The following is a 23,119-nucleotide window of genomic DNA, read 5'->3' on the forward strand; positions in this document are numbered from 1 at the left end:
CGTATCGGGTCAGTGTCTCAATCGGGGCGGATGCCGGCGGCTTCCACCACCGCGCGCCATTTGGCGATCTGCGCCCGGGTGGTCTCGGCCAGCTGCTCCGGCGTGCCGCCGGTGGGCTGCACACCCTGCACGCGCAGATTGGCCAGCGCCGCCGGGTCGCGCAGCAGCGCGTTGGTGGCCGCGTTCAGCCGCGCCACGATCGGCGCCGGCAGGTTGGCCGGACCGTACAGGCTCCACAGCCCTTCCACCACGAAATCCGGCACGCCGGATTCCTGCATGGTCGGCGCCGCGGGCAGGATGTCGACACGCTGCGCCGAGGTCACCGCCAGCGCCCGCAGCGTGCCGGCCTCCAGATGCGGCTTCAGCCCCAGCGGGTGGTAGAACATGGCGTCCACCCGCCCGGCGATCAGGTCGGTGACACCCTGGCCGGCATTGCGGTAGGGCACATGTTCGGTGCGCAGCCCGGTGCGCAGATTCAGCAGCGCCTGGGACAGATGCCCGGTGGTGCCATTGCCGGCGGAGGCGAAGGTGACCGGCCGCGTCTTCGCGAGGGCCAGCAGCTCCGCCACGCTGCTCACGCCGAGCGAGGGCGGCACGCCCAGCACCGAGGGCGTGGTGACGAAGGGCGCGATCGGCGTGAAGTCGCGCACCGGGTCGAAACCCTGATCGGCATAGAGGCTGGCATTGATGCCATGCGTGCCATTGGTGGCCAGCAGCAGCGTGTAGCCATCGCCCGCCGCCTGGGCGACCGCTTGCGCGCCGAGATTGCCGCCGGCGCCCGGCTTGTTCTCGACCACCACGGGCTGGCCGGCCTCGCGCGCCAGCGCGTCGCCCAGGATGCGGCCAAGGATGTCGGTGGTGGTGCCGGCGGCGAAGGGCACCACCAGGCGGATCGGCCGGTTGGGCCAGGCGCCGCGGCCGGCGGCGGGCGCCTGCGCCAGGGCGGGCGCGGCGAGGCCGCCCAGCGCGGCGCCGGCCAAGCCGGCGAGCAGGGGTCGGCGGCGGAGGCTCATGACAGGGTGCTCTCCAATCCGGGGGTGACGTAGCCCTCCAGCGGGCGCAGCGGGACGCCGCGCCGCAGCAGCAGGCAGGCTTCGGGGAAGTCCTGGCGGAATGCCGTGCCGCGGTCGCGCAGCAGGCCGAGGAAACGGTCCAGATGCCGCATCGCGCCATTCGGCAGATCGTGCAGCACCAGAAGCGTCTCGTCCTGCGCGTCGCAGAGCGCGAGCGCGCGGTCCACCCAGCCATCGGCATCGCGGAAATCGCCGGGCACGGCGTTCCACAGCACCACGCTGTAGCCGCCCTGCCGCAGATGCCGCAGCGCCGCGCCGCTCAGCAGATGCGGCCCCAGCGCGCCGCCGCCGCCCTGCGGGCGGAACAGCCTGTCGGCATGCGCCAGCGGGCCGAGCAATTCCTGGGTGCGGCCGATCTCGGCCTCGGCCTCGGCCTCCGCCTGCTCCGGCGCCACCTGCCCCAGCGGGCGGGTGTGCGACCAGGTGTGGTTGCCGATCCAATGGCCCTCGTCCCGCGCCCGCTCGACCGGCGCGCGATGCGCGGCGAGCTTGTGGCCCAGCACGAAGAAGGTCGCCTTGAGCCCATGCGCGCGCAGCACGTCCAGCACAAGCGGCGTCACCTCGGGCCCGGGCCCGTTGTCGAAGGTTAGCGTGACGCTGCGCATGCCCGTGCGACCTCCCCCTGCGGCGCTTGTTTGCTGGCCGCTTTGTTCTGGCTTGCCGGGCCGGTGCCCTCGCAGGCACCGGCAGTCTCGCGGCCCGCTCGGGGCCGCGCGTCAGGGCAGGGTGGTCAGCCCTCGTCCTCGACCGAATTGGCCAGGATGCCGATGCCTTCGATCTCGATCTCGACATTGTCGCCCGGCGTCATGAAGACCGGCGGCTGGCGCGGATAGCCGACGCCGCTCGGCGTGCCGGTCGCGATCACATCGCCCGGCTCCAGCGTCATCACCTCGGTCAGGATCGCCAGGATGCGCGGCACGGAGAAGATCATGTCGGAGGTGTTGCTGTCCTGCAGCGTGCGGCCATTGATGCGCGAGGTGATGCGTAGCGCGTTCGGCCCCTGCGGCAGCTCGTCCGGCGTGACGATCTCGGGGCCGAGGCCGCCGGTGCGGTCGAAATTCTTGCCCATGCTCCACTGGGTCGATTTGCGCTGGTAGTCGCGCACCGAACCTTCGTTCATGCAGGTATAGCCGGCGACGCAGGACAGGGCGTCGGCCTCGGTCAGGTGCCGGGCGCGGCGGCCGATGACGATGGCCAGCTCCGCCTCATAGTCGAATTTCTGGCTGACGCGCGGCCGCAGCAGCGCCGCCCCCGGCGCCGCCAGCGAACTCGCGCCGCGCAGGAACACCGCCGGATAGTCGGGGATCGGGTTGTTCCCTTCCTTGGCGTGCTCGACATAGTTCAGGCCGATGCAGAGGATCTTGCCCGGGCGCGGCACCACCGGCAGCAGGGTCAGCCCGGCCAGCGGCCGCTTCGGCGCGCCCTCCAGCTTCGCCGCCAGGGCAGGGGCCGAATTGGGCAGGTCCAGCGCGCCGATCGCCGCATTCAGATCCTGCGGCAGGCCGGGCAGCACATCCTCCAGCGCGACGACCTGGTCGCCGATCCGGGCGCCCAGCCGGGCGCGACCCTCCTGCTCGAATGCCAGCAGCCGCATGCGCGTTTCCCCCGTGGTTGGAGCGATAGTTTTGTCGAAATTTTCTGGAGGTCAAATGGATTCGTCGATAAAACACCGGGCATGGATCTGCCGATGCCGCCCAACACCCCGCCCGTGACGCCGGGCGCCGCTGCGGAGGGGGGGGAGCCGACGCTCGCCACCAGCGTGCATCGCCGGCTGCGCGACGACATCCTGGCCGGCCGGCTGGCGCCGGGGCTGAAGCTGAAGCTGCGCGACCTGGCGGCGCAGTATGGCGCCGGCGCCTCGCCGGTGCGGGAGGCGCTGTCCAAGCTGGCCGCCGAGGGGCTGGCCGAGCGGCTGGAGCATCGCGGCTTCCGCGTCGCCGGCGCGCAGCCGGAGCAGTTGGCGGGCCTGATCCGCAGCCGCGTGCTGGCCGAGACGGCGGCGCTGCGCGAATCCATCGCCCGCGGCGATGCCGCCTGGGAGGAAGCCCTGGTGCTGGCCGAGCACCGGCTGGGCCGCGTGGCGCGATCGCTGGACACCGGCCGCTTCCTGGCCAATCCGGAATGGGAAGCCTGCCACCGCCGCTTCCACCAGGCGCTGCTGGCGGCCTGCGGCGCGCCGGCGCTGCTGGGCTTCTGTGACCGGCTGCGCGAGGAGGCCGGGCGCTACCGCGCGCTGGCCAACACCCGCGCCTATCCGGACCGCGACGTGGCGCGCGAGCATGCCGCGCTGGCCCGCGCCGCCCTGGCGCGCGAGGCCGACCGCGCCTGCGCGCTGCTGGCCGAGCATTACGAGCGCACCGGGCAGTTCGTCGGCTCGGAGATGCAGCGAAGCGTCGTCGCGGAATAAGTGCGCGGCCCAAGCCAAATATTTTACATAATGCTTCTTATGTGGCGTATGTGGCAGGCCGAACCGTTACCCTTCCCGCGCCTCGAACACCGCCTCCGCCGCATCCTCGCGCCGCGCCGGGCCGCCGCCCATCCAGGAGGACCAGCCCAGCCGCGCACCGCCGCCCAGCGCCGCCTGCGGCACCGCCTCCGCCGCCAGCACCGGGTTGATGGCGAAGCCGATATCCAGCCCGACATGCAGCCGCGTCAGCGCCACCAGCCGCGCATGCAGCGGGCGCCCGGGCAGCAGCGCCTCGAAGGCCTCGCGCGGCAGCGGGCCGACACGGATGATGAAGCGCGACTGCGCATCCCAGACCTGCGCCCCCAGCGCCGTGCTGACGCCCAGCGCATTGTGCACGCCGGCCGCGCCCATGCGCGAGCGCTCGCCCTCCGGCAGGCGCAGCCAGCCGCCGGCGAATTCCTCCAGCGCGACGGGATGCCCCGCCTCCTCCTCCAGCAGCGCCCGCAGCCGCTCGGCCGAACGGCTGCGGGAAGAAAGATGCCCGGCATGGTAGAGCAGCGCCGCGGGTTCCAGCCCGGCGCGCTCCACCAGATGCGGCGTGCCAAGGCCGATGGCGGCGCCGAGCACCCGTTCGGCCGGCTCGGCATCGCGCAGCGGCCGGTATTTGCGCCCCGCCGCCGCCCAGAGACCCGCGAAACGCCCGCCCAGCAGGTCCAGGAAGGCATGCAGCGCCTCGGAACGCTTGCGCTTCTCGGCGGCCACCTGCGCCGTGTGGTGGCGCGGCAGCACACCGCCCGGCCCGACCAGGCCGAAGGCGCCCAGCGTCAGCGCGCCGGCCTCCGGCTCGGCCGCCACCACCGCCGCCTCGGCATGCGACAGCCGCGCGGTGGAGCGGTAGGTGACGGCGCGCGGATCGCCGCCCGGCGCCACCAGATCGATGGCCTGGTCGAGCTCGAAGCGCTCCGGCGCCTCGGCCAGGCGCTGGCGGGGCGGCGTGGTCACAGCAGCAGCCTGGTGCCGCTGCGCGGCGCCCAGCGTGCCGCCACCCCGGCGCGGCCGCGCAGCACCACGGCGGTGCGGGTGAAGGCGTTGACCGAGACCTGCAGCGCCAGGAAGCGCTCCAGCACCGCCGCCAGCAGATGCAGCCCGCCCGCCTGCCAGGCGGCGGGATCGAAGGCCAGCGTCACGTCGAGCCCGCGCAGGAAGGCGCCGGGCCGCCCGCCCGGCAGCCGCGCCACGCCCGGCTTCGCCTCCACCGCCAGCAGGGCGGCGATGGCGGCGCGGTTCTCCGCCGTGTCGCGCCGGTCATGCAGGCGCAGCATCTCGCGCAGCGCCAGCGCCCCCTGCTCACCCCCGGTGATGCCGAGATGGTTCAGCGCCAGATGCGAGATCAGCTTCCACGCGCTGCGCTCGCCCAAGGCCGGGCGCAGCGTCGGCGTCGGTGCCGAGAGGCATTCGGCGCCGGCCAGCGACACGCCGCCATCGGCGACGCGCAGCCGCGGCTGGCCGCCGCCGAAGGGCAGCAGCGAGGGCAGGTCGCGGTTGCAGCACAGCGCATCGATGGACAGCACGGCATCGGCCGGGCGCGCCGGGTCGAAACCCGCATCGCGCAGCGCCAGCGCCGTCTGCGTGCCGCCGAGCGGCGGCGGCGCCGGGCGGCGCAGCGGCAGATAGTGGATGGCCGCGGTCTCCGCCGTCTCCTCCGCCCCCTCGCGGCCGAGGCGGTGGAAGGGCAGCACCTCGCGCCGGCTGCCATCGGGGCCGGCTTTCGCGCACGCGGCTGACCGAATGCACCTCCAGCGCCGCCGGTCGGCGCGCATCCGGCACCACCGGCCATTCGCTGCGCGTGCCGTCCAGCGCCACGGGCTCGCAGCGCACCGGAAAGAGATTGATGGCCGGCGTGCAGCCAAGGGCAAAGCTGTCGGCGGAGACGCTGCGCTCCAGCTCCGGCACGGCGCGGCTGAGCCAGATGAAGATCTCCATCCGCTCGCCCTGCTGCAGCAGGCTGCGCGCCTCCAGCCCGTCCAGGTCGAGATAGAGGAATTTCTCGGGGAAGGCGAAATACTCGGAGAGCAGCCGGTGGCCGTCGAAGGCACGCTGCGGCCAGGGCAGCGCCGCCTCCTCCGGCGCGAAGCCGGCGGGCTGCAGGCAGGACGGGCCGAGCAGCGTCGGCCGCGCATCATTCGGCCCATCCGCCAGCGCGATGGCGAGCACGGATTGCGACAGCAGCTCATGCAGCAGCGCCGCCTGGCTGCCCTGGCCGCGCAGATGCAGCCGCAGCCGGTCGAGGCCGATCTCGGCGAAGGGCAGGTCCGGCGCCACACTGCGCAGCACCAGCCGCAGGCAGGAGGCGGCGCCGCTGGCGGCGCGGTTGGGCGGCGCGGCAAAGGGCAGGCCGGAGAGCGTGGCGCGCTCCACCAGCAGCGGCCACAGCGTGACGTCGTGGCAGCTGCGATAGCGCACCACCTCGCCGCGCACCGGCTCGCTCTCCACCGACAAGCCGCGCGGGATGTGCAGCTTCGCGCGCAGCTCGGGCGAGGCGCGCAGCCGCAGCGTCGTCATCGACGGCACCGGCGCCAGCATCTGCGGCGAGAGCATCTCCAGCAACGCGTCGGACAGTTCCGGCAGTTCGTCATCCAGCCGCTGCTGCGCCCGCGCGGCGAGGAAGGCGACGCCCTCCAGCAGCCGCTCGACATAGGGATCGTCCGCCGCGTCGCCGGAGAGGCGCAGCCGGCCCGCCACCTTCGGATAGGCCTCGGCGAAGGCGCCGGCGTCGCGGCGCAAAGCGGCAAGCTCGCGATTGTAGTAGGGCAGCAGCGAATCGCTCATGTCTCGCGCACCGTCACATCCAGCGTCGCCGGGCGCAGCACCGTCTCGAAGGCCACCTGCTCCGGCGCCGGGTCGGTGCGCAGGATGGCCTCGACGCGCAGCTTCAGGCTGCGGTCCAGCGCCTCGCGCTGCGGTTCGGCCAGGCTGACATTCAGCGCCGCGAGGCGCGGCTCGAAGCGGCGCAGCACCGCCTCCACCTCGCGCGCCAGCGCCTCGCGCGCCTCCTCGGTGGTGAAGCTGCCGGCGGTCGGGTCGGGCACGCCATAGCCGAGCGGCGAGACGGCGAGTTCCGTCAGGCCGGGCGGCAGCGGGCGGCGGCGGCGGCGGGCGTTCAGCAGCGCCTCCACATCGCGCCGCACCGCGTCGCGCATCACGGCGATGGCCATGGGCTGGGTCAGCGGCGGGTCGGGCGGCCCGTCCGGGTCGCCATCCAGCAGCCGGTCCAGCAGCGGCAGATGGATGCGCCTGGCCTCGCTCATACGAAATCGAGCTGCGCGACCTCGGCCAGCGACAGCGTGTCCTGCGGCAGGCCATCGGCCAGGAACAGGCGCAGCCCGGTGCCGGTGACCGGCCCCTCCCCTTCCGACCAGGCGGTCTCGCGGCCCAGGCGCTGCGCGTCTTTCTCCGCGTCGCGCGCATAGAGCAGGGGCAGGAAGACCAGCCCCTCCGTGCCATCCTTCAGCACCAGCGTGGCGCGGCGAAAGGCCAGGTCGCGCGGCCGGCGGATCGGCTCCAGCGCCAGGCTGGAGAGCCGCTCCAGCGGCACCCACAGCGCATCGCCGCCGCTGGTCAGCACTTCAAGCTGCGGCGCCAGCAGATCGTCGGCATCTCGGAAGTCGCTGAAGGGCGCTCCATCGGCCTGGCCCGCGATGCGCGGGCGCAGCGCCTCGGCCTCGGCGGCTGCCTCCGCCGCGCCGGCCAGGTCGCCGGCGCGCCGCAGGGTCAGCGCCCGCAGCGCGGCACGCTGGGCGGGCGTCGGATCATCGCCCTGGAAGGCGGGCAGACGGCCGGCGGCATAGACATCGCGGCGCTGCTGCTCGGCGCGCAGCAGGCGGCGGAATTCCAGCACCGCCGGGCCCGGCTTTTCCTCCAGCACGGCGTCCAGCGCGGTGTCGGCCCGCGCGATCTCGCCGCACAGCACGAGAATCTCGGCCAGCCGCCAGCGCAGCCCGGCATCGCGCGGCGCGGCGCGGGCGGCGGCCATGGCGGCGGCGCGCGCGGCCTGGAGGTCGCCGGCGCGGAAGGCCTCGCCGACCGGATCCTGGGTGGTGCTCATGCCGCGGCCGCTCCCGGCGCCTGAAGATCGGTGACCAGCCGGAAGGCAGCGCCCACCTCGTCCAGCTGGTAATGCGGCTGCAGATGCAGCACGCAGCCATAGGTGCCGGGACGCCCCGGCTGCTCGCGCACCTCGACCCGCGCGCTGCGCAGCGGGTAGCGGGCCGCCGTCTCGCCCAGCGCGCTGCCCGAGGCGTTGGTGAAGCCGGTCAGCCAGCGCTGCAATTGCCGCTCCACCTCCTCCGGCGTGCGGAAGGCACCGACCAAATCGCGCCCCATCACCTTGATGCAATGCGCGAAGCGGCTGACGCAGAGGATGGCGTTGAACTGCGCCGAGAGCCGCTGATTGGCCTCCGCCCCCTCACCCGTCATGCGCGGCGGGCGGTGCAGGCTGGGCGCGGCGGCGAAGCTCGCCTCGGGCAGGGATTCGAGGCCCAGCAAGGGAAGAATACCGGCCTCCACCAGCTGGCGCTCCTGCAGATCGGTCAGCGCCAGCTCGACCGGCGGGCGCGGCGGCACACCGGGCGGGTCGCCCGAGAGCCGCTCACAGGGCAGCGCATCGACGACACCGCCACGCGCCTCCTCCGCCACGGTGGCGCCGCGCAGATCGGCCGGCCAGCCATAGAGGGCAAAGGCGCGCAGCACCACGGCGCCCATGGCATAGACCGGGCTGCACCAGAGGCGCGGGCCCAGCGCGCCGCGCGGCCGGAAGCCATCGGCGCGCACCGCCTCATCCGCCCAGGGCGGGCGGGCCAGCAGGCGCGGCAGCAGGACGGAGACGAAGCGCGCATCCTCGCGCGATTGCAGGCGGCGCCAGCGGCGATGATCCTCGGCGCGCAGCGCCTCGGTCAGGTCGAGCGAGGCGCCGGCCTCGGCAAACTCATCGAGGCCGAACAAAGCCGGATCGGCGGCGATGGCCAGCGGCGCGAAGGCCGCGGCGGCGATGCCGGCCAGCGCCTCCAGCACCTCGACATCATCGGTCGGGTGGCCGGGCGCCGGGGCGTGGCGCAGCTGGTAATCGGCCAGCAGCAGGCCGAAGGGCTCGCCGCCGGGCCGGCCGAACTCCTCCTCATAGATGGCGTGGAACAGCGCCGACTGGTCGAACTCCACCGCGCGCTGCACGTCGCGGGACAGCTCGGCCCAGCGCGCGGTGAACAGCCGCAGCTTGATGCGCGCGGCATAGGGCACGCGCCCCGCCAGCCAGTGCAGCCCGCGCCAGGAGCCTTCCAGGCGCTGCAGCCGCGGATGTTCGAGCAGCGCCGCCAGCTGCGCATCGATCAGCGCATCGATGGCGGCGATGTCGCGGTCGAGGGCCTCGCGCAGCGCCTCGGCATCGCGGAAGCGGGCAGCCCCGAACCAGTCGCGCAGTTGCGGCGCGGCGAGGAAGCCGGCCAGCGCCGAAGCCTCCCCGCCATGGCGGGCGCCGAAGAAGGCGCCCCCCAGCACCGCACCCCGCAAGCCGTCTTGCATCACACCTTGTGCGGGATGCGCGCCACCATGCGCATGGAGGTGGTCAGCTCCTCCATCTGCAGCCAGGGGCGCATATAGGCCACGGCGTTGTAGACGCCGGGCTTGCCCGGCACCTCCTTCACCTCGACCTTCGCCTCGCGCAGCGGGTATTTCGCCTTGCTCTCCGGCCCGGCATTCTCATTGGCGTTGACGTAGTTCTTGATCCAGCGGTTCAGCCAGACCTCGCAATCGCTCGCCTCCATGAAGGAGCCGATCTTGTCGCGCGCCATCACCTTGAGGAAATGCGCGAAGCGGCCGGTGGCCATCAGATAGGGCAGCCGCGCCGAGATCGCCGCATTGGCCGTGGCTTCGGGGCGGTCATACTTCTTCGGCTTCTGCACCGATTGCGCGCCGAAGAACACCGCATGGTCGCTGTTCTTGTAGTGGCAGAGCGGCAGGAATCCGAGTGCCGAGAGCTCCGCCTCGCGCCGGTCGGTGATGCCGATCTCGGTCGGGCATTGCGCGTCGATATCGCCATCGTCGGAGACGAAGGTGTGGTTCGGCAAGTTGGAGACCTTGCCGCCGCCCTCGGCGCCGCGAATGGCGACGCAGAAACCGTGCTGGGCGAAGGCATCGGTCAGCCGCGCGCCCATCACATAGGCGGCGTTCATCCAGCAATAATCGCCATGCGCCATCTGCTGCGGCCGGCCGGCGGCGTCGGTCGGCGCCTCCTCATAGCCGAACTCGTCGACGGGCACGGTGCCGGCGCCATAGGGCAGGCGGGCAATGACACGCGGCATCACCAGGTTGACGAAGCGGCTATCCTCCGTCTCGCGGAAGGCGCGCCATTTGGCGTATTCGGCGGTGTCGAAGATCTTGGCGAGGTCGCGCGGCTTGGACAGCTCGCGCCAATCGTCGAAGCCGAACATGCCGGCGCCGGCCGCCGAGATGAAGGGCGCGAAGGACGCCGCCGCGACATTCGAGACCAGCCGCAGCGTCTCGACATCATCCGGATGGTTGGTCCATTCGTAATCGCCGATCAGCGCGCCATAGGGCTCGCCGCCCGGCATGCCGAACTCGTTCTCATAGAGCTTCTTGAACAGCTGCGACTGGTCGAATTCGGTGGCGCGCTGCAGGTCGCGCGACAGCTCGCGCTTCGAGGCCTGCAGCAGGCGCAGCCGCAGCGAGGTGCCGGTCTCGCTGTTCTTCACCAGATAGTGCAGCCCGCGCCAGGAGCCTTCCAGCTTCAGGAAACGCTCATGATGCATCACCGCGTTCAGCTGCTCGCTGACCTTGCGGTCGATCTCGGCGATGGCGCGGTCGAAGGTCTGCTGCAGGTTGCGGTTGAAGGTGACGGTGCCCTTCAGCGCCTCCTCGGTCAGCGCCTTGATCAGCTCCTGGGCGCGGTCGCGCTCGGTCTGGCGCGTCGCGCCCAGCACCTGGTCGAGCAGCCCGCCGCCGGCTTCCGCCTCGGTCGTCGTCGCACCGGCGCTCGCCGGCGCGTTCTGGGTGCCGCTCATGCCGCGCTCCCCTTGCCGCCAAGCCCGAGCTCACCCGAGAGCCTGTCGAGCTTGGCCTTGTCTTGCAGCACCTCCTCGAGCAGCGTCTCCAGCTCCTCGGAGCGGTCGACCTTGCTCATCAGGTCGCGCAGCTTGGCGCGCGTCTCGAGCAGCGCCTTCAGCGCCGGCACCTGCTCGGCCACCTTCGCCGGCTCGAAATCCTCCATCGAGCGGAATTTCAGGTCGACCGCCATCTCGCTGCCATCGCCGGCCAGCGTGTTGGCGACGCGCAGCTTCAGGCCCGGTTGCACGCGGGCCATCACCTCGTCGAAATTGTCGCGGTCGATCTGGACGAATTTGCGCTCGGCCAGCGGCTTCAGCGGCTCCGCCGGGTCGCCGGCGAAATCGCCCATGATGCCGAGCACGAAGGGCAGCTCGCGCTCGATCTCGGCGCCCTCGGTCTCCACCTGATAGGTGATGTGGACGCGCGGCTTGCGCACACGCGCCAGCTTGTCGTGAACGCTACCGCTCATGCAGGCGATCTTCCTCTTCGGCTCGACAACGCTTCTGACGGACAGGATGGGGCGGCCATCCCGCCCCCGCAACTACCAGACGATGCCCTTCGCCTCGCCCGCCGGCGCTGCCGCCGGCTCCGCGGCCGGCACCGGCGCCTGCGGCGAAGGCTGCGCCGCCGGCGGCGGTGATGCCAGAGACTGGATGCCAAGCATGCTCAACATCGCGTGACGCGCGGCCTTGTCAGGCAGCACCTCCTCCAGCAGCGCCGGCAGCGGCATGCGGGCGCGGCGCGCCAGCGTCTCGATCGAATAGGCGATCGGCGAATGCGGCTCGGTGGCGCGGAAATAGGCGGCGATGTCCTCCAGCCGGCGGATGGCGTCCTCGCGCGAGGCGGGGGCGCCGCCCGAGGCCGGTGGCAGCGCGGCCGTGGCCGCAGCCATGGTTGGGGCGGGCGCCGCGACCGGCACGGCCGCCGCGGCCAGGGGCGCGGCGGGCGGCGGGACGTCCGCCGGCGTCGCGGCCGGGGCCGGGGTGGTGGCCCCGCCGAAGCGCGTCGCCAGCTCCTGCATGCGGGTCAGCAGCTCGGCCACACGCCGTGTCGGCGGCGCGGCATCGCCGAAGCGGGCGGTGCATTGCGCGTCGAAGGCGTCCCAGGCGGAGAGCGCCGCACCGGCCGCCTCGCCAAGCGCCTGCCATTGCGGCGCGGCGGCGGCGGCCTCGCGCTCCAGCACCGACAGATCGGCGATGCCGGATGCCAGCCGCGCCTCGCGCCGCTTCGCATCCGCCAGCGCCGCCGTCTCCTCGGCCAGGGTCCACTGGTAGAGCGAGACGCCGCTGCCATCGGCGCGGCGGAACAGCGCCAGGCGGCGCAGCGGCTGCATCAGCGTGCCATCGGCGCTGCTGCCGGCGAGCCCCGCCAGCGGGGCGGCCCGCCCTTCCAGCCCATCCTCGTCGGGGCGCGGGTGCAGCGCGTCCCAGTACTGCTCCATCAGCCCCGCCAGCAACTGCGCCGCGTCGCGCAGCCCCGCCAGCCCGTCGAGCCGCACCAGCGCCTCGGCCAGCCAGGCGGCGATCTCGATGTCGCGGCTGCGCTCGGCGAGGCAGAGCTGGCCCAACCGCTTCACCTCGCGCCAGGGCAGCGGCACGGCCTCCTCGCCGCCCGCCGCATCCTGCGCGCGCTCCTCGGCGCGCGCCTCGGCCCGCGCGTCGCGCAGCTTCTGATAGGGCGAGGCGGGCGAGTAATCCTCGCGCAGATCGACACCCGCGCCCCCCTCGCCCTCGGCCAGGGGGGTCAGCAGCTTCTCCAGCTCGACGGCAGCGCTCATGCCCGTGGTTTTCACCGCTTTCGCGCATCATGCAAGAGCGCGTGATCCGCACTCACGTGATGGTTCGCGACCGGCCGGGCCGGTTGCCGCGCTGCAGCCTTCTGAATATGGAAGACGCGGTAGCGGGGAGCGCAGGCACGGGCATGGTCGCACTGGATTTGAAGTCGCTTGTCGGGCGGCTCAACGATCTTTGCCGTCGCCAGCTGGAAGCGGCAGCAGGGCTGACCCTGTCGCGCGGCCACTACAATGTCGAGATCGAGCATGTCCTGCTGAAACTGGCCGAGGCGCCGGGCTCTGACATTTCCGCGATCCTGCGCGGCAGCGATGTCGATGCCGGGCGCGTGGCGGCCGAGCTGACCCGCGCGCTGGACCGCCTGCGCGGCGGCAATACCCGGGCGCCGGCGCTGTCTCCCGACATCGTGAGCTGGCTGCGCGAAGCCTGGCTGATCGCTTCGATCGAACGCAACGAGGCAAGGCTGCGCTCCGGCCATCTGCTGGTGGCGCTGCTGTCGGAGGATTCGCTGCGGCGCAGCGTGCAGGACAGCGCGCCATCGCTGATGGCGCTCTCGGCCGAGGCGCTGCGGCGCGACTGGCCCGCCCTCGCCGCCGGTAGCGAGGAGGAGGGCAGCAGCGCCGCCCTGGCTGCGGCGCCGGCCGCCGACGCCCCCGGTGCGCCCGCCGGCAGCGGCCCATTGGAACAATTCTGCAGCGACCTCACCGCCGCCGCGCAGGCCGGTAAGATCGACCCGATCCTCGGCCGCGATGGCGAGATCCGCCAGGTGATCGACATCCTGACGCGGCGGCGCCAGAACAACCCGATCCTCACCGGCGAGCCGGGCGTCGGCAAGACGGCGGTGGCCGAGGGCCTCGCGCTGCGCATCGCCGCCGGCGAGGTGCCCGAGGCGCTGCGCGAAGTGCGGCTGCTGGCCCTTGATCTCGGCCTGCTGCAGGCGGGCGCCGGCATGAAGGGCGAGTTCGAGAACCGGCTGCGCGGCGTCATCGATGCGGTGAAGGCGAGCCCCCGCCCGATCGTGCTGTTCATCGACGAGGCGCACACGCTGATCGGCGCCGGCGGCCAGCAGGGGCAGAACGACGCCGCCAATCTGCTGAAGCCGGCCCTGGCCCGCGGCGAGCTGCGCTGCCTCGCCGCCACCACCTGGGCCGAATACAAGAAGTATTTCGAGAAGGATGCGGCGCTGACCCGGCGCTTCCAGCTGGTGCAGGTGGGCGAGCCGTCGGAGGCGCTGGCTTCCGCCATGCTGCGCGGCCTGGTCGCGGTGCTGGAGAAGCATCATGGCGTGCGCATCCTGGACGAGGCGGTGACCGAGGCGGTGCGGCTCTCCGCCCGCTACATCCCGGCGCGGCAATTGCCGGACAAGGGCGTGTCGCTGCTGGACACCGCCTGCGCCCGCGTCGCCATGAGCCAGGGCGCCCTTCCCGCCGCCATCGAAGATCGCCGCCGCCGGCTGGAGCTGATCGGGACCGAGAGTGGCGTGCTGCAGCGCGAGGCCGCCTCCGGCACCGATCATACGGCGCGGCACGCCGCCCTGGAGGCGGAGCGTGACACGCTGCAGCAGGAGCTGGCGGCGCTCGAGGCGCGCTGGGAGGAGGAGAAGGCGCTGATCGCCGAGCTCTCCGCTTTGCGCGATCGCGCCGAAGCGGGCGAGGCCGAGGCGGCGACATCGCTCTCGGCGGCGTCGAAAAGGCTGCGCGCGCTGCAGGGCGAGCAGCCGCTGGTGCATCCGGTGGTGGATGGCCAGGCGGTGGCCGAGGTGGTGGCGAGCTGGACCGGCATCCCGGTCGGCCGCATGCTGGGCGACGAGATCCGCACGGTGCTCGAGCTGAAGCCGAAGCTGGAGGAGCGGGTGATCGGCCAGCCGCATGCGCTGGAGGCGATCGCCGAGGCGATCCGCACCCAGCGCGCCGGGCTGACCGACCCGCGCAAGCCGGTGGGCGTCTTCCTGATGGCGGGCACCTCGGGCGTCGGCAAGACGGAGACGGCGCTGGCGCTGGCCGATCTGCTCTATGGCGGCGAGCAGAACCTGACCGTCATCAACATGAGCGAGTTCAAGGAGGAGCATAAGGTCTCCCTCCTGATGGGCTCGCCGCCCGGCTATGTCGGCTATGGCGAGGGCGGCGTGCTGACCGAGGCGGTGCGCCGCCGCCCCTACTCCGTCATCCTGCTGGATGAGATGGAGAAGGCGCATCCCGGCGTGCAGGATGTCTTCTACCAGGTGTTCGACAAGGGGCAGATGAAGGATGGCGAAGGGCGGGACATCGATTTCCGCAACACGCTGATCATCATGACCTCCAATGCCGGCAGCGACACCATCGCCCGGCTCTGCGCCGATCCGGAGATGGCGCCGGAGCCGGCCGCGCTGAACGAGGCGCTGCGGCCCGATCTTCTGAAGTGGTTCAAGCCGGCCTTCCTCGGCCGCTGCACCCTCGTCACCTATTACCCGCTGGCGCCGGAGATCCTGCGCCGCATCGTCGCGCTGAATTTGCGCCGCATCGAGCGGCGGCTGCGCGAGACCTATGGCGTCGCGCTGGAGATCGGCGAGGGCGTCCTGGACAGCATTGCCGCCCGTTGCACCGAAACCGACAGCGGCGCGCGCAATGTCGAGACCATCCTCACCCGCACCGTGCTGCCCGAGCTGTCGTCACGCATTCTTGCAGTGATGATGCAGGGCGGACGCCTCTCCGGCGTCAGGCTGGGCGTGGGCGCGGACGGAAACTTCGATTACCACATCACCAGCGTCGCGGCCTGAGGCCGCCGCTTCGGCAGAGGGCAAGGAGACCCATCATGGCGATCTACATGAAGTACCAGGGCGTGGACGGCGAGAGCACCACCACGGGCTTCGAGAAGCAGATCGAGCTGCAATCCTTCCAGGTCGGCGTCGGCCGCGGCATCTCGACCGCGCGCGGGACCTCGACCCGTGAATCCTCCGAGGCCAGCGTCAGCGAAGTCACGCTGACCAAGCTGACCGACGGCTCCTCGCTGAAGCTGTTCGAGGAGTCGCTCTACGGCAAGCTGGACCATGAGGTGGTGATCACCTTCGTCCGCACCCAGACCGGCGGCGGCGTGCAGCCCTATCTGCGCTACACCCTGACCGGCGCCGGCGTCAGCGGCTTCTCGCTGAGCTCGGGCGGCGAGCGCCCGGTGGAGAGCATCAGCCTGAACTTCGACAAGATCGAGATGACCTATGGGGTCATCGGCGACGACCAGTCGGGCAGCAACTCCTCGACCAGCTACGATCTGGCGACCGCCAAGCGCGCCTGATCGCGCCAAGCGGCCCACGCAAGGCGGCGCGGCGGGGAGACCCGCCGCGCCGTTTCGCATGTCAGCGGGCGGGCGGGCGCGGCAGGCCGGGCAACGTGTCCTCGGCGCCGTCCTGGCGCAGCACCACGGCGCTGACATTGTCGCGCGCCCCGGCGGCGACGGCGCCCTGCACCAGCGCCGCCGCATCGGCGCCCTGGCGCAGCAGCCGCGCGATCGCCTCCTCCGGCAGCGCCTTGAACAGCCCGTCGCTGCACAGCAGGAAGACATCGCCCGGTTGCACCGCATCCGACACCTTGTCGAGCAGCAGCGGCGCGTCGCCGCCGCCCACCGCGCGCAGGATGATGTTTGCCTGCGGGTGGCGCTCCGCCGCCTCGGCCGCCAGCTCGCCCCGGTCGACCATCTCCTGCACCAGGGAATGGTCGCGGGTCAGCATCTGCAGCACGCCCTCGCGCAGCCGGTAGGCGCGGCTGTCGCCGGCCCAGAGGCAGGCGAAATGCCGGCTGCGCAGCAGCAGGGCGACGACGGTGCTGGCCATCACCCGGCCCTGCCCCTGCTCCGCCGCGCGGCGGCGCAGCGCCTCATGCGTGGCGCTCAGCCGCAGCCGCAGCTGCGCCAGCATCTCGGCCGCCGAGAGGCCGGGCGGGATGCCCTCCAGCGCGCTGGCGACGGCGGCGGCCGCCACATCGCCGCCGCCATGCCCCCCTGCCCCATCGGCCACCGCCCAGAGGCCGAGATCGGGGCGGTGCACCACCGCATCCTCGTTCCTGGACCGCACCGTGCCGACATGGGTGCGCGCATCGGAGCGCAGACCGGGGATCATGCCGGCGCCTGGCCCAGCAGGCGCAGCGCATGCGGCAGCGGCGGCAGGGCCGGCACCGCCCATTCCAGCGCCGCATTCCACCAGCCGCGCGGCGCGCCGCTGCCCTCGGGCGGCGGCAGGCTGGCCAGCAGCGCATCGGCGGGGCTGGCGGCGGCGATGGCCATATGGGCCGCCTCGGCCAGGGCGGCGAACCAGCCCTCCGCCGCATCGGCCACGGGGGCGGCCAGCAGCAGCGGGAAGCGCCGCCCCACCGCATCGCGCGAGGCCGCCATCACGCCGCAGAGCGGCGCCGCGCCGCAGGCGCCCCCGGGTAGCGACAGGCACCAGCAGGGCATCGCATCCCAGGCCGCGGCGAAGGGCTGCGCGCCCAGCCGCGCCGGCCCCGCCTGCAGCAGCGACGCCGCCCAGCCATCCCAGGCGGCGACGGCATCGCCCGGCAGGTTGCGGCGGATGAAATCGCCATGCGCCGGCAGCTTGCCGTAGAGGCCGGTCGCGCTCACGGCGCCAGCACGGGGCAGCGGAAGCGCGACAGCTCCGCCAGGTTGAAGGGGTTGGTGCTGCTGCCCGGCCGCAGCTCGAAGATCGCGCCGCGGTCGCCATGGGCGATGGTCAGGCGGTAGCGCTCCCCGGCCAGGCGCTGCAGTGTGGCATGCGGGCCCATCACCAGCCGCAGCGAGGACCAGCCGCCATCCAGCGTCAGGCTGCCGGCATAGCCGGGCGGGGTGAAGACCAGGCTGACATTGCCCCGCGCCGGCCAGGAGAGCAGCACGGGACGGCCGGTGCCGGTCGGCGGCAGCTCGTTGCGCACCCCATCCGCCTCCAGCACCGCGCTGTTGGAGTTGAGGTCGAGCCCCTGCGGGATCAGCTCGAAGCGCAGCCCGGTGCCGGCGACACCCGGAAAAAACGCGTCGCGGATCGCCTGGGCGCGCTGGAACTGCGCCAGATCGGCCGCCGTCACCGGCGGCGCCAGCCCGTCGGTCGCCATCGGCCGCCAGGGATTCTGCGTGGTGTCGGCATAGGGGCGGATATTCTGGGCGAAGAACTGCTCCAGCACGCCGCCGGGGGCGAAGAGCCGGGCGAAATCATCCACCGGCACATCGGCACCGTCGCGGCGCAGCGGGAAACGGCCCTCCACCGCGCGGCAGAGCGGCGCGATCTGCTGCTGCGCCGCGGCGGCGATCGCCGCCTTGGCGCCGCCGGCCCGCGCCTGCTGCGTCGATTGCGCCAGAGCGCGCAGCCATTTCGCCAGGGGCTCGGGCTGGCGCGCCGCCTCGGCCAGCAGGCGCTGGCCGGGGTCCAGCGTGCCGCCCGCCGGCGGCGGCAGCGCCGTGCCCGGCGGCAGCGAGGCCAGCCGCGCCACCTGCACATACAGCTCGCTGACGCTGCGCAGGATGTCTTCCAGCGGCGCGCCGGCGGCTTCGCGCAGGGCGGCGAAACGCGGCTCGACGATGCCGCCCACCATCGCCGCCGGCCCGACCGGCTGCGGCGCGCCGCCGCCGGCCGGCGCCACCTTCTCGGCCACGGCCGAGGGGGTGAGCTGCGCGGTGATGCCCTGCAGCAGCCCGCGCAGCGGCGAGTTGGGCGCGCCCAGGATGTTCAGCCCCTCCGCCGCCGCCGGCAGGCCGGCGAAGGGCGGCAGCACCAGATCGTCCAGCAGCGCCTGCCAGGCATCGCCATAGTCGCGGGCGTAGAGGGCCAGCACCTCGGCCTCCAGCCGCGCCGGGTCCTCGGCGCCGGTCTGGGCGGCCTCGGGGCCCAGCACCCAGCCCTCGGCGGCGGCGGCGCGCACCGCCCCGGCCAAATTGGGCAGCAGCGCCTGGCGCAGCCCGTCCAGCGTGTAGAGGCCGGGCACGCCCTCGGTCAGCGGCCGGCTGGAGGCCCGCACGAAGTAGCGCTGCCCGGCGGCGCCCAGCGCATCAGCCGGGCGCCAGGGCGCCAGCGCCTCGCCCGCCGGGCGCAGCCGCGAATAGACGCGGCCGGCCATGGGCAGGCGGGAGAAGACGCGCCGCGCCGTGTCCACCAGCGCGCCATCGATCGGGTAGCGGGCGAAATCCTGCGCCAGCAGCGCGTCCAGATGGCGCGCCAGTGCCTCGCGCGCCGGAAGGTGGATGGCGCCGGGGTAGAGCACCGCCCAGTCGGCCAGCACCCAGCGGCGCAGCAGCGCGGCATCCAGCGGCCCTTCGCGGCCCAGCATCAGATAGGCGCGGGTGGTCTCGTACAGCGCCTCCTGCTGGGTCAGCTCGGCGCGCATGCGGCTCTCCATGCGGGCCAGCAGGCGCGGCAGCAGGGTGCGGTCCAGCGCGTGGCGATAGGCGATGCGGCCGCCGGCCGCCAGCTTCTCCGCCTGGTCGAGGCCGAGCAGCCCCTCCTCCCGCCCCGCCGCATCCGGCAGGTCGCGCGCGGCGTCGAGAGAGGGCAGCACGCGCAGGAAATCGGCCTCGGTCACCGGGTCGAAGGGGATGCCCTGCGCGGCCTCCTCGGCCTTGGCGACGGCCTGCTGCACCGCCTCGGCGCGGCGCTGCTCCGCGGCGCGGCTGGACCAGCCCCAGATGCCACCCCCCAGCAGCAGCAGCAGCGCCAGCCCCCAGGCGGTGGCGGCCAGGATGCGGCTGCGCCGCTCGGCGCGGCGGTCGCGCGCGGCCAGCCGTGCCTCGCGGAACACCACATCCCGCAGCAGCCGGCCGAGGAAGAAGCTGCGCCCCTGCTGGCCGCCGGCGCGCGCCACGCGCTGCCCGTCCAGGCCGAAGCTGCGCGACAGCGCGCCGGCCAGCCGGTCGATCGGCGAACCTTCCTGGGTGCCGGAGGTGAAATAGACGCCGCGCAGAAACAGCGCCGGATCCATCCGTGTGCCGCCGAAGGCGGCCTCGGCGAAGTCGCGCACCGGCTGTTCCAGCGAGGCGAATTGCGCCGGGAAGCCGGCGATGGCGGCGCGCTGGGCCGGGCCGCGCTCGGCCTGCAGGCGTTCCAGCAGCCGGTCCTCGAGCCGCCCCAGCAGCGCCTGGAATTCGGCGCCGAAGCGGGCCAGCGGGCCCTCCGGCCCGGTCTGGGCGGGAAAGGTGAAGCCCCAGACCTGGGCGCGGCTGTCACGGTCCAGATCGTCGAAGCTCTCGGTGAAGCCGGGCAGCAGGTCGGCCTTGGTGACCAGCAGATAGACCGGCAGGCGCTGGCCAAGCTTCTCTTCGAGTTCGCGGATGCGGCGGCGGACGGTGCGGGCATGCGCCTCACGCCCGGCGGCGTCCAGGCTGGCCAGGAGGTCGGTGCCGAAAGCCACCAGCACGCCATTCAGCGGCTGGCGGGGCCGGGTGCGGCGCAGCAGGCCGAGAAAACTCTCCCAGCCCGCGCGGTCGGCGGCGGCGTCGGAATCCTGGGTGGTGTAGCGGCCGGCGGTGTCGAGCAGCACGGCGCGGTCGGAGAGCCACCAATCGCAATGCCGCGTGCCGCCGATGCCGGGCAGCTTGCCCTCGGCCACCGGGAATTCCAGGCCGGAGCGGGCGATGGCCGTGGTCTTGCCGCTGCCGGGCGGGCCGATCAGCACATACCAGGGCAGCTCGTACAGGTAATTGCCCTGGCGCGCGGCGGAGCGGCGCAGCACCTCCAGCGCCCGGCCCAGATTCTCTTTCAGCGCCGCCTGTTCCTCGGCGGCGCGGCCGTCCTGCGCCTCGGTGCTGGTCACCGCCTCCGTCAGCGCGCGGTCGCGGGCGCGGCGGGCGCGGGCGCGCCAGAACATCAGGCCGAGATAGATAGCCAGCACGAGGGCGGCGATGATGGCGCGCGACCAGGGATCCTCGAAGGGCCGCGTGCTGCCGAAGCCGAGCAGCGGCAGGAACAGCCAGATCACCGGCAGCAGCAGCAGGATGACGGCCAGGCCGGCCAGCGCCGGGATGGTGGCGAAGGCGGAGATCAGGCTCCCCATCACTCGGGTCTCCGGTTCAGCACCACCACCTCGATGCGGCGATTGGTCTCGCGCCCCTCGGCCGTGCGGTTGTCGGCCACGGGCTCGGCATCGCCGCGGCCCTCGGCATGGAAGCGCGTGGCGTCCAGGCCGGAGGCGCGGCGGATCACCTCCAGCGCCGCCTCGGCCCGCGCCTGGGACAGGTGGAAATTCGACGGGAAGCGCAGGGTGCGGATCGGCTGGTTGTCGGAATGGCCGAGAATGTCGGTGCGCGCCGCATCCTCCTCGCGCACCGCCTCGCCGATGCGGGTCAGCAGCGGCACGAAGCGCTCATTCAGCGTGGCCGAGCCGGAGGCGTACATGCCGCTGCCCTGGATGCGCACCATGGTGCGCTGGACATCGCCGGTGACGGTGACCAGGCCCTGCGCGATCTCGGGCGCCAGGAATTCGCGCAGCCTGGCGGCCAGCGTCGGGCGCGGCGGCACGGCGGCGGCGGGGGGCGGTGGCGGCGGGGCCGGCGGCACGGGCGCGGCGCTGCGGGCGATGGCCGGCTGCGTCGCCGGCGGCAGCGCCGCCAGCCGCGCATAGAGATCGTCCGAGCCGCGATTGAGGTCCCAGGACAGCCAGGCATAGAACAGGCCGAGCAGGGCGGCCGCCAACGGCAGGGCGATCCAGCCGGGGATGCGGCGCCGCGCCGGGCGGTGCGGCGCATCCACCCCCTGCCAATGCGGCGACAAGCCGCGCTCCCACGGGCCGCGCAGCTGGGCCAGCAGCTGGTAGAGCCCCTCGCGGATGCGGTCCAGCTCGCTGCCGCCGCCGCGCGCCAGCCGGTAGCGGCCCTGCATGCCCAGCGCCAGCGCCAGATAGGCGATCTCCAGCGCCTCGCGATAGCGCCCCGGGTCGCGCTGCATGCCGGCCAGCAGGTCGAAGAAGCGCTCGCCCGAGCGGACCTCCTGATGGAAGCTGGAGACCAGGGATTGCGCGCCCCAGGCGCTGGGCGGGCCCCAGGGGGTGGCCAGCGCCACATCATCCAGCGCGGCGCAGAGCGCGTAATGCGCGGCGCGCAGCTGGTCGGGGGAGACATCGGCCGCGCGCGCCTCGGCCTCGAACTGGCGCAGCGCGCGGATGGCGCGCTCGCGCAGCTCGTCCGGGCGGTCGATGCGCGCGCCGCCCGAAAGCTGCGCCAGCAGCTCCAGCAGCGGCGCGGCGGCGGCGGCGAGCGGCGAGAGGCCGATGCGCGGCAGCGCCTCGATCTCCGCCGCCGCGGCGCCGGCCGGCACGGCATAGAAGGTGGGCGCGGCGGCGGGCGGCATCGCCCCCTGCGGCGCGCGCGGCGGCTGCGCGCCGGCGCGCGGCTGCGGCCCCTGGATGATGGTGCGGTCCGAATCCTCCGGCTCGGAGAAAGGATTGTCGCTCATCCGCGGATCGCCCAGAGCTCCATCTGCAGCGCCGGGAAGTCACCCGAGACATGCAGGGCGAAGCCGCCCGAGGATTGCATCTGCTGCCAATGCGGGCTGCCGCGATCCAGCTCGAAATAGACCGCGCCGGCATGGAAGGGAATCTGCCGCGGCGCCACGGGCAGCGGCCGCACCGCGATGCCGGGCAGCGCGACATTGACCAGCTCGCGGATATGCTCGACCGCGCCGATCTTCACCTGGTTGGGGAAGAGGCGGCGCAGCTGCTCGCCCGGCATCTCCGCCTGCACCGTCAGCACGAATTGCGCGGCGCGCAGCAGGGAGCGGTCCATCAGCGGGCCGACGCGCACGCCGTGGCGACGCTCCTGCAGCGGGATGGCCACCGCATTGGTCTCCAGCACCATCGACAGCGCGCGGCGCAGATCGGCGACGACGGGGGCGAAGGCGCGCTGCAGATCATCATGCCGGTAGGCGGGATAGGGCCGCGCGCGGCGGCCGGGATCGGTGAAGGTGGCAAGCTCGCCGGCCATCTGCACCAGCACCGAGAACAGCGCCTCGGGGTGGATATTGCCGGCATCCGACCAGTGCGACAGCAGCGGCAGCCAGCGGTTCAGCGTCTGCAGCAGCAGGAAGTCGGAGACCTCGGCGACGCCGCGCGCGCCGGGGGCGGAGAGCCGCGCCGCCAGCGCCTCGGCCCGCTGGCCGAGCATGCCGGTGAGCTCCGGCGCCAGATTGCCGATGGCCGGCCAGGCGGAGACGCGCAGGCAGGGCGGGATGAAACGCTCATCCACCACCACGCGGCGGTCGGCCTGCACCTCGACGATGCGGGCGAGGCCGAGGCAGGTGAAGCCGGCGCGCTCCTCGCTCTCCAGCAGGAAGCGCAGCCGCGGGCGGCCGACCTGCAATTCGGCCGGCTGGGTGCTGTCGGAATGGGTGTCGAAGGCCTCGAAGGGCCGCAGCCCGTAACGCGCGCCGGAGAGCTCCGGCATCTCGCCGAAGGCGACCTCCGGGCTGCCGGGCTGGCGCAGCGGCGCCGCCAGATAGACGATCTGGTTGCGCGTGCCCTCCGGCAGGTCGAGCGGCAGCGGCTGGTCGGCGCTGCCGGGGATGGCGAAGGGCGTGCCATCCTCCAGCACGCCGGCGGCGCTGGCCAGCGCGAACTTCCCCGCCGCCAGCAGGTCGCGGTCCAGCGACAGCTCGGTCAGCCCCCAGGGATGCGGGCGCAGCGGCGCGGTGCGCGCCTGCAACTGGTGCTCGTGATAGCGGTCCTGCTGCTGGAAATGCTGCGCGCGCAGGAACATGCCTTCCTGCCAGACGACCTTGTCGGTCCAGACCATGA

The 23,119-nt window shown here is 73.1% G+C and carries 18 protein-coding genes and 1 pseudogene; 3 read left to right on the forward strand and 16 right to left on the reverse strand.

All coding sequences use genetic code 11. The annotated features are described in order from the left end of the window. Positions 1–17 precede the first annotated feature (17 nt). The 3 genes from QE401_RS01885 to QE401_RS01895 all read right to left on the reverse strand — a co-directional run bounded on the left by QE401_RS01885 (position 18) and on the right by QE401_RS01895 (position 2,667). Entirely contained in the window at positions 18–1,013 is a 996-nt protein-coding gene (locus QE401_RS01885) for a Bug family tripartite tricarboxylate transporter substrate binding protein (RefSeq protein WP_307136562.1), read from the reverse strand. After that, positions 1,010–1,678, reverse strand: coding sequence for a polysaccharide deacetylase family protein (locus QE401_RS01890; RefSeq protein ID WP_307136563.1), 669 nt, complete (start codon positions 1,676–1,678; stop codon positions 1,010–1,012). Before QE401_RS01890 ends, QE401_RS01885 begins: the two co-directional genes overlap by 4 nt. A 125-nt stretch (positions 1,679–1,803) precedes the next feature. Beyond that, positions 1,804–2,667 (reverse strand): fumarylacetoacetate hydrolase family protein, encoded by an 864-nt coding sequence (locus QE401_RS01895; protein ID WP_307136564.1) that lies wholly within the window; start codon positions 2,665–2,667, stop codon positions 1,804–1,806. An 81-nt stretch (positions 2,668–2,748) separates the two neighbouring features. Between QE401_RS01895 and QE401_RS01900 the strand changes: the two genes are divergently transcribed. Continuing rightward, entirely contained in the window at positions 2,749–3,480 is a 732-nt protein-coding gene (locus QE401_RS01900) for a GntR family transcriptional regulator (RefSeq protein ID WP_307136565.1), read from the forward strand. 66 nt (positions 3,481–3,546) lie between these two features. Here QE401_RS01900 and tssG read toward each other — a convergent pair whose 3' ends face one another. From tssG to tssA, 8 genes and pseudogenes are all read right to left on the reverse strand, one after another. Then, positions 3,547–4,482: a type VI secretion system baseplate subunit TssG gene (gene tssG / locus QE401_RS01905; RefSeq protein WP_307136566.1), complete on the reverse strand. Its 936-nt coding sequence runs from the start codon at positions 4,480–4,482 to the stop codon at positions 3,547–3,549. Next, positions 4,479–6,309 (reverse strand): annotated as a pseudogene (tssF, locus tag QE401_RS01910) (type VI secretion system baseplate subunit TssF). The gene tssG and the pseudogene tssF overlap by 4 nt, the downstream one beginning before the upstream one ends. After that, on the reverse strand, positions 6,306–6,788 hold the full coding sequence (gene tssE, locus QE401_RS01915; protein ID WP_307136567.1) for a type VI secretion system baseplate subunit TssE: 483 nt from the start codon (positions 6,786–6,788) through the stop codon (positions 6,306–6,308). The pseudogene tssF and the gene tssE overlap by 4 nt, the downstream one beginning before the upstream one ends. Beyond that, positions 6,785–7,585 (reverse strand): type VI secretion system accessory protein TagJ, encoded by an 801-nt coding sequence (locus tag QE401_RS01920; RefSeq protein WP_307136568.1) that lies wholly within the window; start codon positions 7,583–7,585, stop codon positions 6,785–6,787. Before QE401_RS01920 ends, tssE begins: the two co-directional genes overlap by 4 nt. Further along, positions 7,582–9,054 carry a type VI secretion system contractile sheath large subunit gene (gene tssC, locus QE401_RS01925; RefSeq protein ID WP_307136569.1) on the reverse strand — a complete coding sequence of 491 codons (1,473 nt, stop codon included), beginning with the start codon at positions 9,052–9,054 and terminating at the stop codon, positions 7,582–7,584. The genes QE401_RS01920 and tssC (QE401_RS01925) overlap by 4 nt, the downstream gene beginning before the upstream one ends. Then, positions 9,054–10,553, reverse strand: coding sequence for a type VI secretion system contractile sheath large subunit (gene tssC, locus QE401_RS01930; protein ID WP_307136570.1), 1,500 nt, complete (start codon positions 10,551–10,553; stop codon positions 9,054–9,056). Before tssC (QE401_RS01930) ends, tssC (QE401_RS01925) begins: the two co-directional genes overlap by 1 nt. After that, positions 10,550–11,065, reverse strand: coding sequence for a type VI secretion system contractile sheath small subunit (gene tssB, locus QE401_RS01935; protein ID WP_307136571.1), 516 nt, complete (start codon positions 11,063–11,065; stop codon positions 10,550–10,552). The genes tssC (QE401_RS01930) and tssB overlap by 4 nt, the downstream gene beginning before the upstream one ends. 72 nt (positions 11,066–11,137) lie before the next feature. After that, complete coding sequence (gene tssA, locus QE401_RS01940) at positions 11,138–12,373, reverse strand: type VI secretion system protein TssA (RefSeq protein WP_307136572.1); 1,236 nt, start codon at positions 12,371–12,373, stop codon at positions 11,138–11,140. 143 nt (positions 12,374–12,516) lie between these two features. Between tssA and tssH the strand changes: the two genes are divergently transcribed. Further along, a complete protein-coding gene (tssH, locus tag QE401_RS01945) occupies positions 12,517–15,141 on the forward strand; it encodes a type VI secretion system ATPase TssH (protein WP_307136573.1) in 2,625 nt (874 codons plus the stop codon). Between the two features lie 35 nt (positions 15,142–15,176). After that, positions 15,177–15,653 (forward strand): Hcp family type VI secretion system effector, encoded by a 477-nt coding sequence (locus QE401_RS01950; RefSeq protein ID WP_307136574.1) that lies wholly within the window; start codon positions 15,177–15,179, stop codon positions 15,651–15,653. 61 nt (positions 15,654–15,714) lie between these two features. Here QE401_RS01950 and QE401_RS01955 read toward each other — a convergent pair whose 3' ends face one another. From QE401_RS01955 to tssK, 5 genes are read right to left on the reverse strand one after another with little or no spacing between them, the layout of a single operon-like run. Continuing rightward, the gene (locus QE401_RS01955; protein WP_307136575.1) at positions 15,715–16,473 is read right to left on the reverse strand and encodes a PP2C family protein-serine/threonine phosphatase; all 759 of its coding nucleotides are present in this window, start codon (positions 16,471–16,473) and stop codon (positions 15,715–15,717) included. After that, positions 16,470–16,973, reverse strand: coding sequence for a type VI secretion system-associated protein TagF (gene tagF, locus QE401_RS01960; protein WP_307136576.1), 504 nt, complete (start codon positions 16,971–16,973; stop codon positions 16,470–16,472). The genes QE401_RS01955 and tagF overlap by 4 nt, the downstream gene beginning before the upstream one ends. Beyond that, complete coding sequence (gene tssM, locus QE401_RS01965; RefSeq protein ID WP_307136577.1) at positions 16,970–20,386, reverse strand: type VI secretion system membrane subunit TssM; 3,417 nt, start codon at positions 20,384–20,386, stop codon at positions 16,970–16,972. The genes tagF and tssM overlap by 4 nt, the downstream gene beginning before the upstream one ends. Further along, on the reverse strand, positions 20,386–21,783 hold the full coding sequence (tssL, locus tag QE401_RS01970) for a type VI secretion system protein TssL, long form (protein WP_307136578.1): 1,398 nt from the start codon (positions 21,781–21,783) through the stop codon (positions 20,386–20,388). Before tssL ends, tssM begins: the two co-directional genes overlap by 1 nt. Next, complete coding sequence (tssK, locus tag QE401_RS01975; protein WP_307136579.1) at positions 21,780–23,117, reverse strand: type VI secretion system baseplate subunit TssK; 1,338 nt, start codon at positions 23,115–23,117, stop codon at positions 21,780–21,782. Before tssK ends, tssL begins: the two co-directional genes overlap by 4 nt. Positions 23,118–23,119 lie beyond the last annotated feature (2 nt).

It is taken from the genome of Pseudoroseomonas cervicalis (genome assembly GCF_030818485.1).
GTDB classification, from domain to species: domain Bacteria; phylum Pseudomonadota; class Alphaproteobacteria; order Acetobacterales; family Acetobacteraceae; genus Pseudoroseomonas; species Pseudoroseomonas cervicalis_A.

Excerpts from the sequence above, each read along its gene's own strand:
- QE401_RS01885 (WP_307136562.1), bottom strand. The coding sequence starts at position 1,013 with ATGAGCCTCCGCCGCCGACCCCTGCTCGCCGGCTTGGCCGGCGCCGCG.
- QE401_RS01890 (WP_307136563.1), bottom strand. The coding sequence starts at position 1,678 with ATGCGCAGCGTCACGCTAACCTTCGACAACGGGCCCGGGCCCGAGGTG.
- QE401_RS01895 (WP_307136564.1), bottom strand. The coding sequence starts at position 2,667 with ATGCGGCTGCTGGCATTCGAGCAGGAGGGTCGCGCCCGGCTGGGCGCC.
- QE401_RS01900 (WP_307136565.1), top strand. The coding sequence starts at position 2,749 with ATGGATCTGCCGATGCCGCCCAACACCCCGCCCGTGACGCCGGGCGCC.
- tssE (WP_307136567.1), bottom strand. The coding sequence starts at position 6,788 with ATGAGCGAGGCCAGGCGCATCCATCTGCCGCTGCTGGACCGGCTGCTG.
- QE401_RS01920 (WP_307136568.1), bottom strand. The coding sequence starts at position 7,585 with ATGAGCACCACCCAGGATCCGGTCGGCGAGGCCTTCCGCGCCGGCGAC.
- tssC (WP_307136569.1), bottom strand. The coding sequence starts at position 9,054 with ATGCAAGACGGCTTGCGGGGTGCGGTGCTGGGGGGCGCCTTCTTCGGC.
- tssC (WP_307136570.1), bottom strand. The coding sequence starts at position 10,553 with ATGAGCGGCACCCAGAACGCGCCGGCGAGCGCCGGTGCGACGACGACC.
- tssB (WP_307136571.1), bottom strand. The coding sequence starts at position 11,065 with ATGAGCGGTAGCGTTCACGACAAGCTGGCGCGTGTGCGCAAGCCGCGC.
- tssA (WP_307136572.1), bottom strand. The coding sequence starts at position 12,373 with ATGAGCGCTGCCGTCGAGCTGGAGAAGCTGCTGACCCCCCTGGCCGAG.
- tssH (WP_307136573.1), top strand. The coding sequence starts at position 12,517 with ATGGTCGCACTGGATTTGAAGTCGCTTGTCGGGCGGCTCAACGATCTT.
- QE401_RS01950 (WP_307136574.1), top strand. The coding sequence starts at position 15,177 with ATGGCGATCTACATGAAGTACCAGGGCGTGGACGGCGAGAGCACCACC.
- QE401_RS01955 (WP_307136575.1), bottom strand. The coding sequence starts at position 16,473 with ATGATCCCCGGTCTGCGCTCCGATGCGCGCACCCATGTCGGCACGGTG.
- tssM (WP_307136577.1), bottom strand. The coding sequence starts at position 20,386 with ATGGGGAGCCTGATCTCCGCCTTCGCCACCATCCCGGCGCTGGCCGGC.
- tssL (WP_307136578.1), bottom strand. The coding sequence starts at position 21,783 with ATGAGCGACAATCCTTTCTCCGAGCCGGAGGATTCGGACCGCACCATC.
- tssK (WP_307136579.1), bottom strand. The coding sequence starts at position 23,117 with ATGGTCTGGACCGACAAGGTCGTCTGGCAGGAAGGCATGTTCCTGCGC.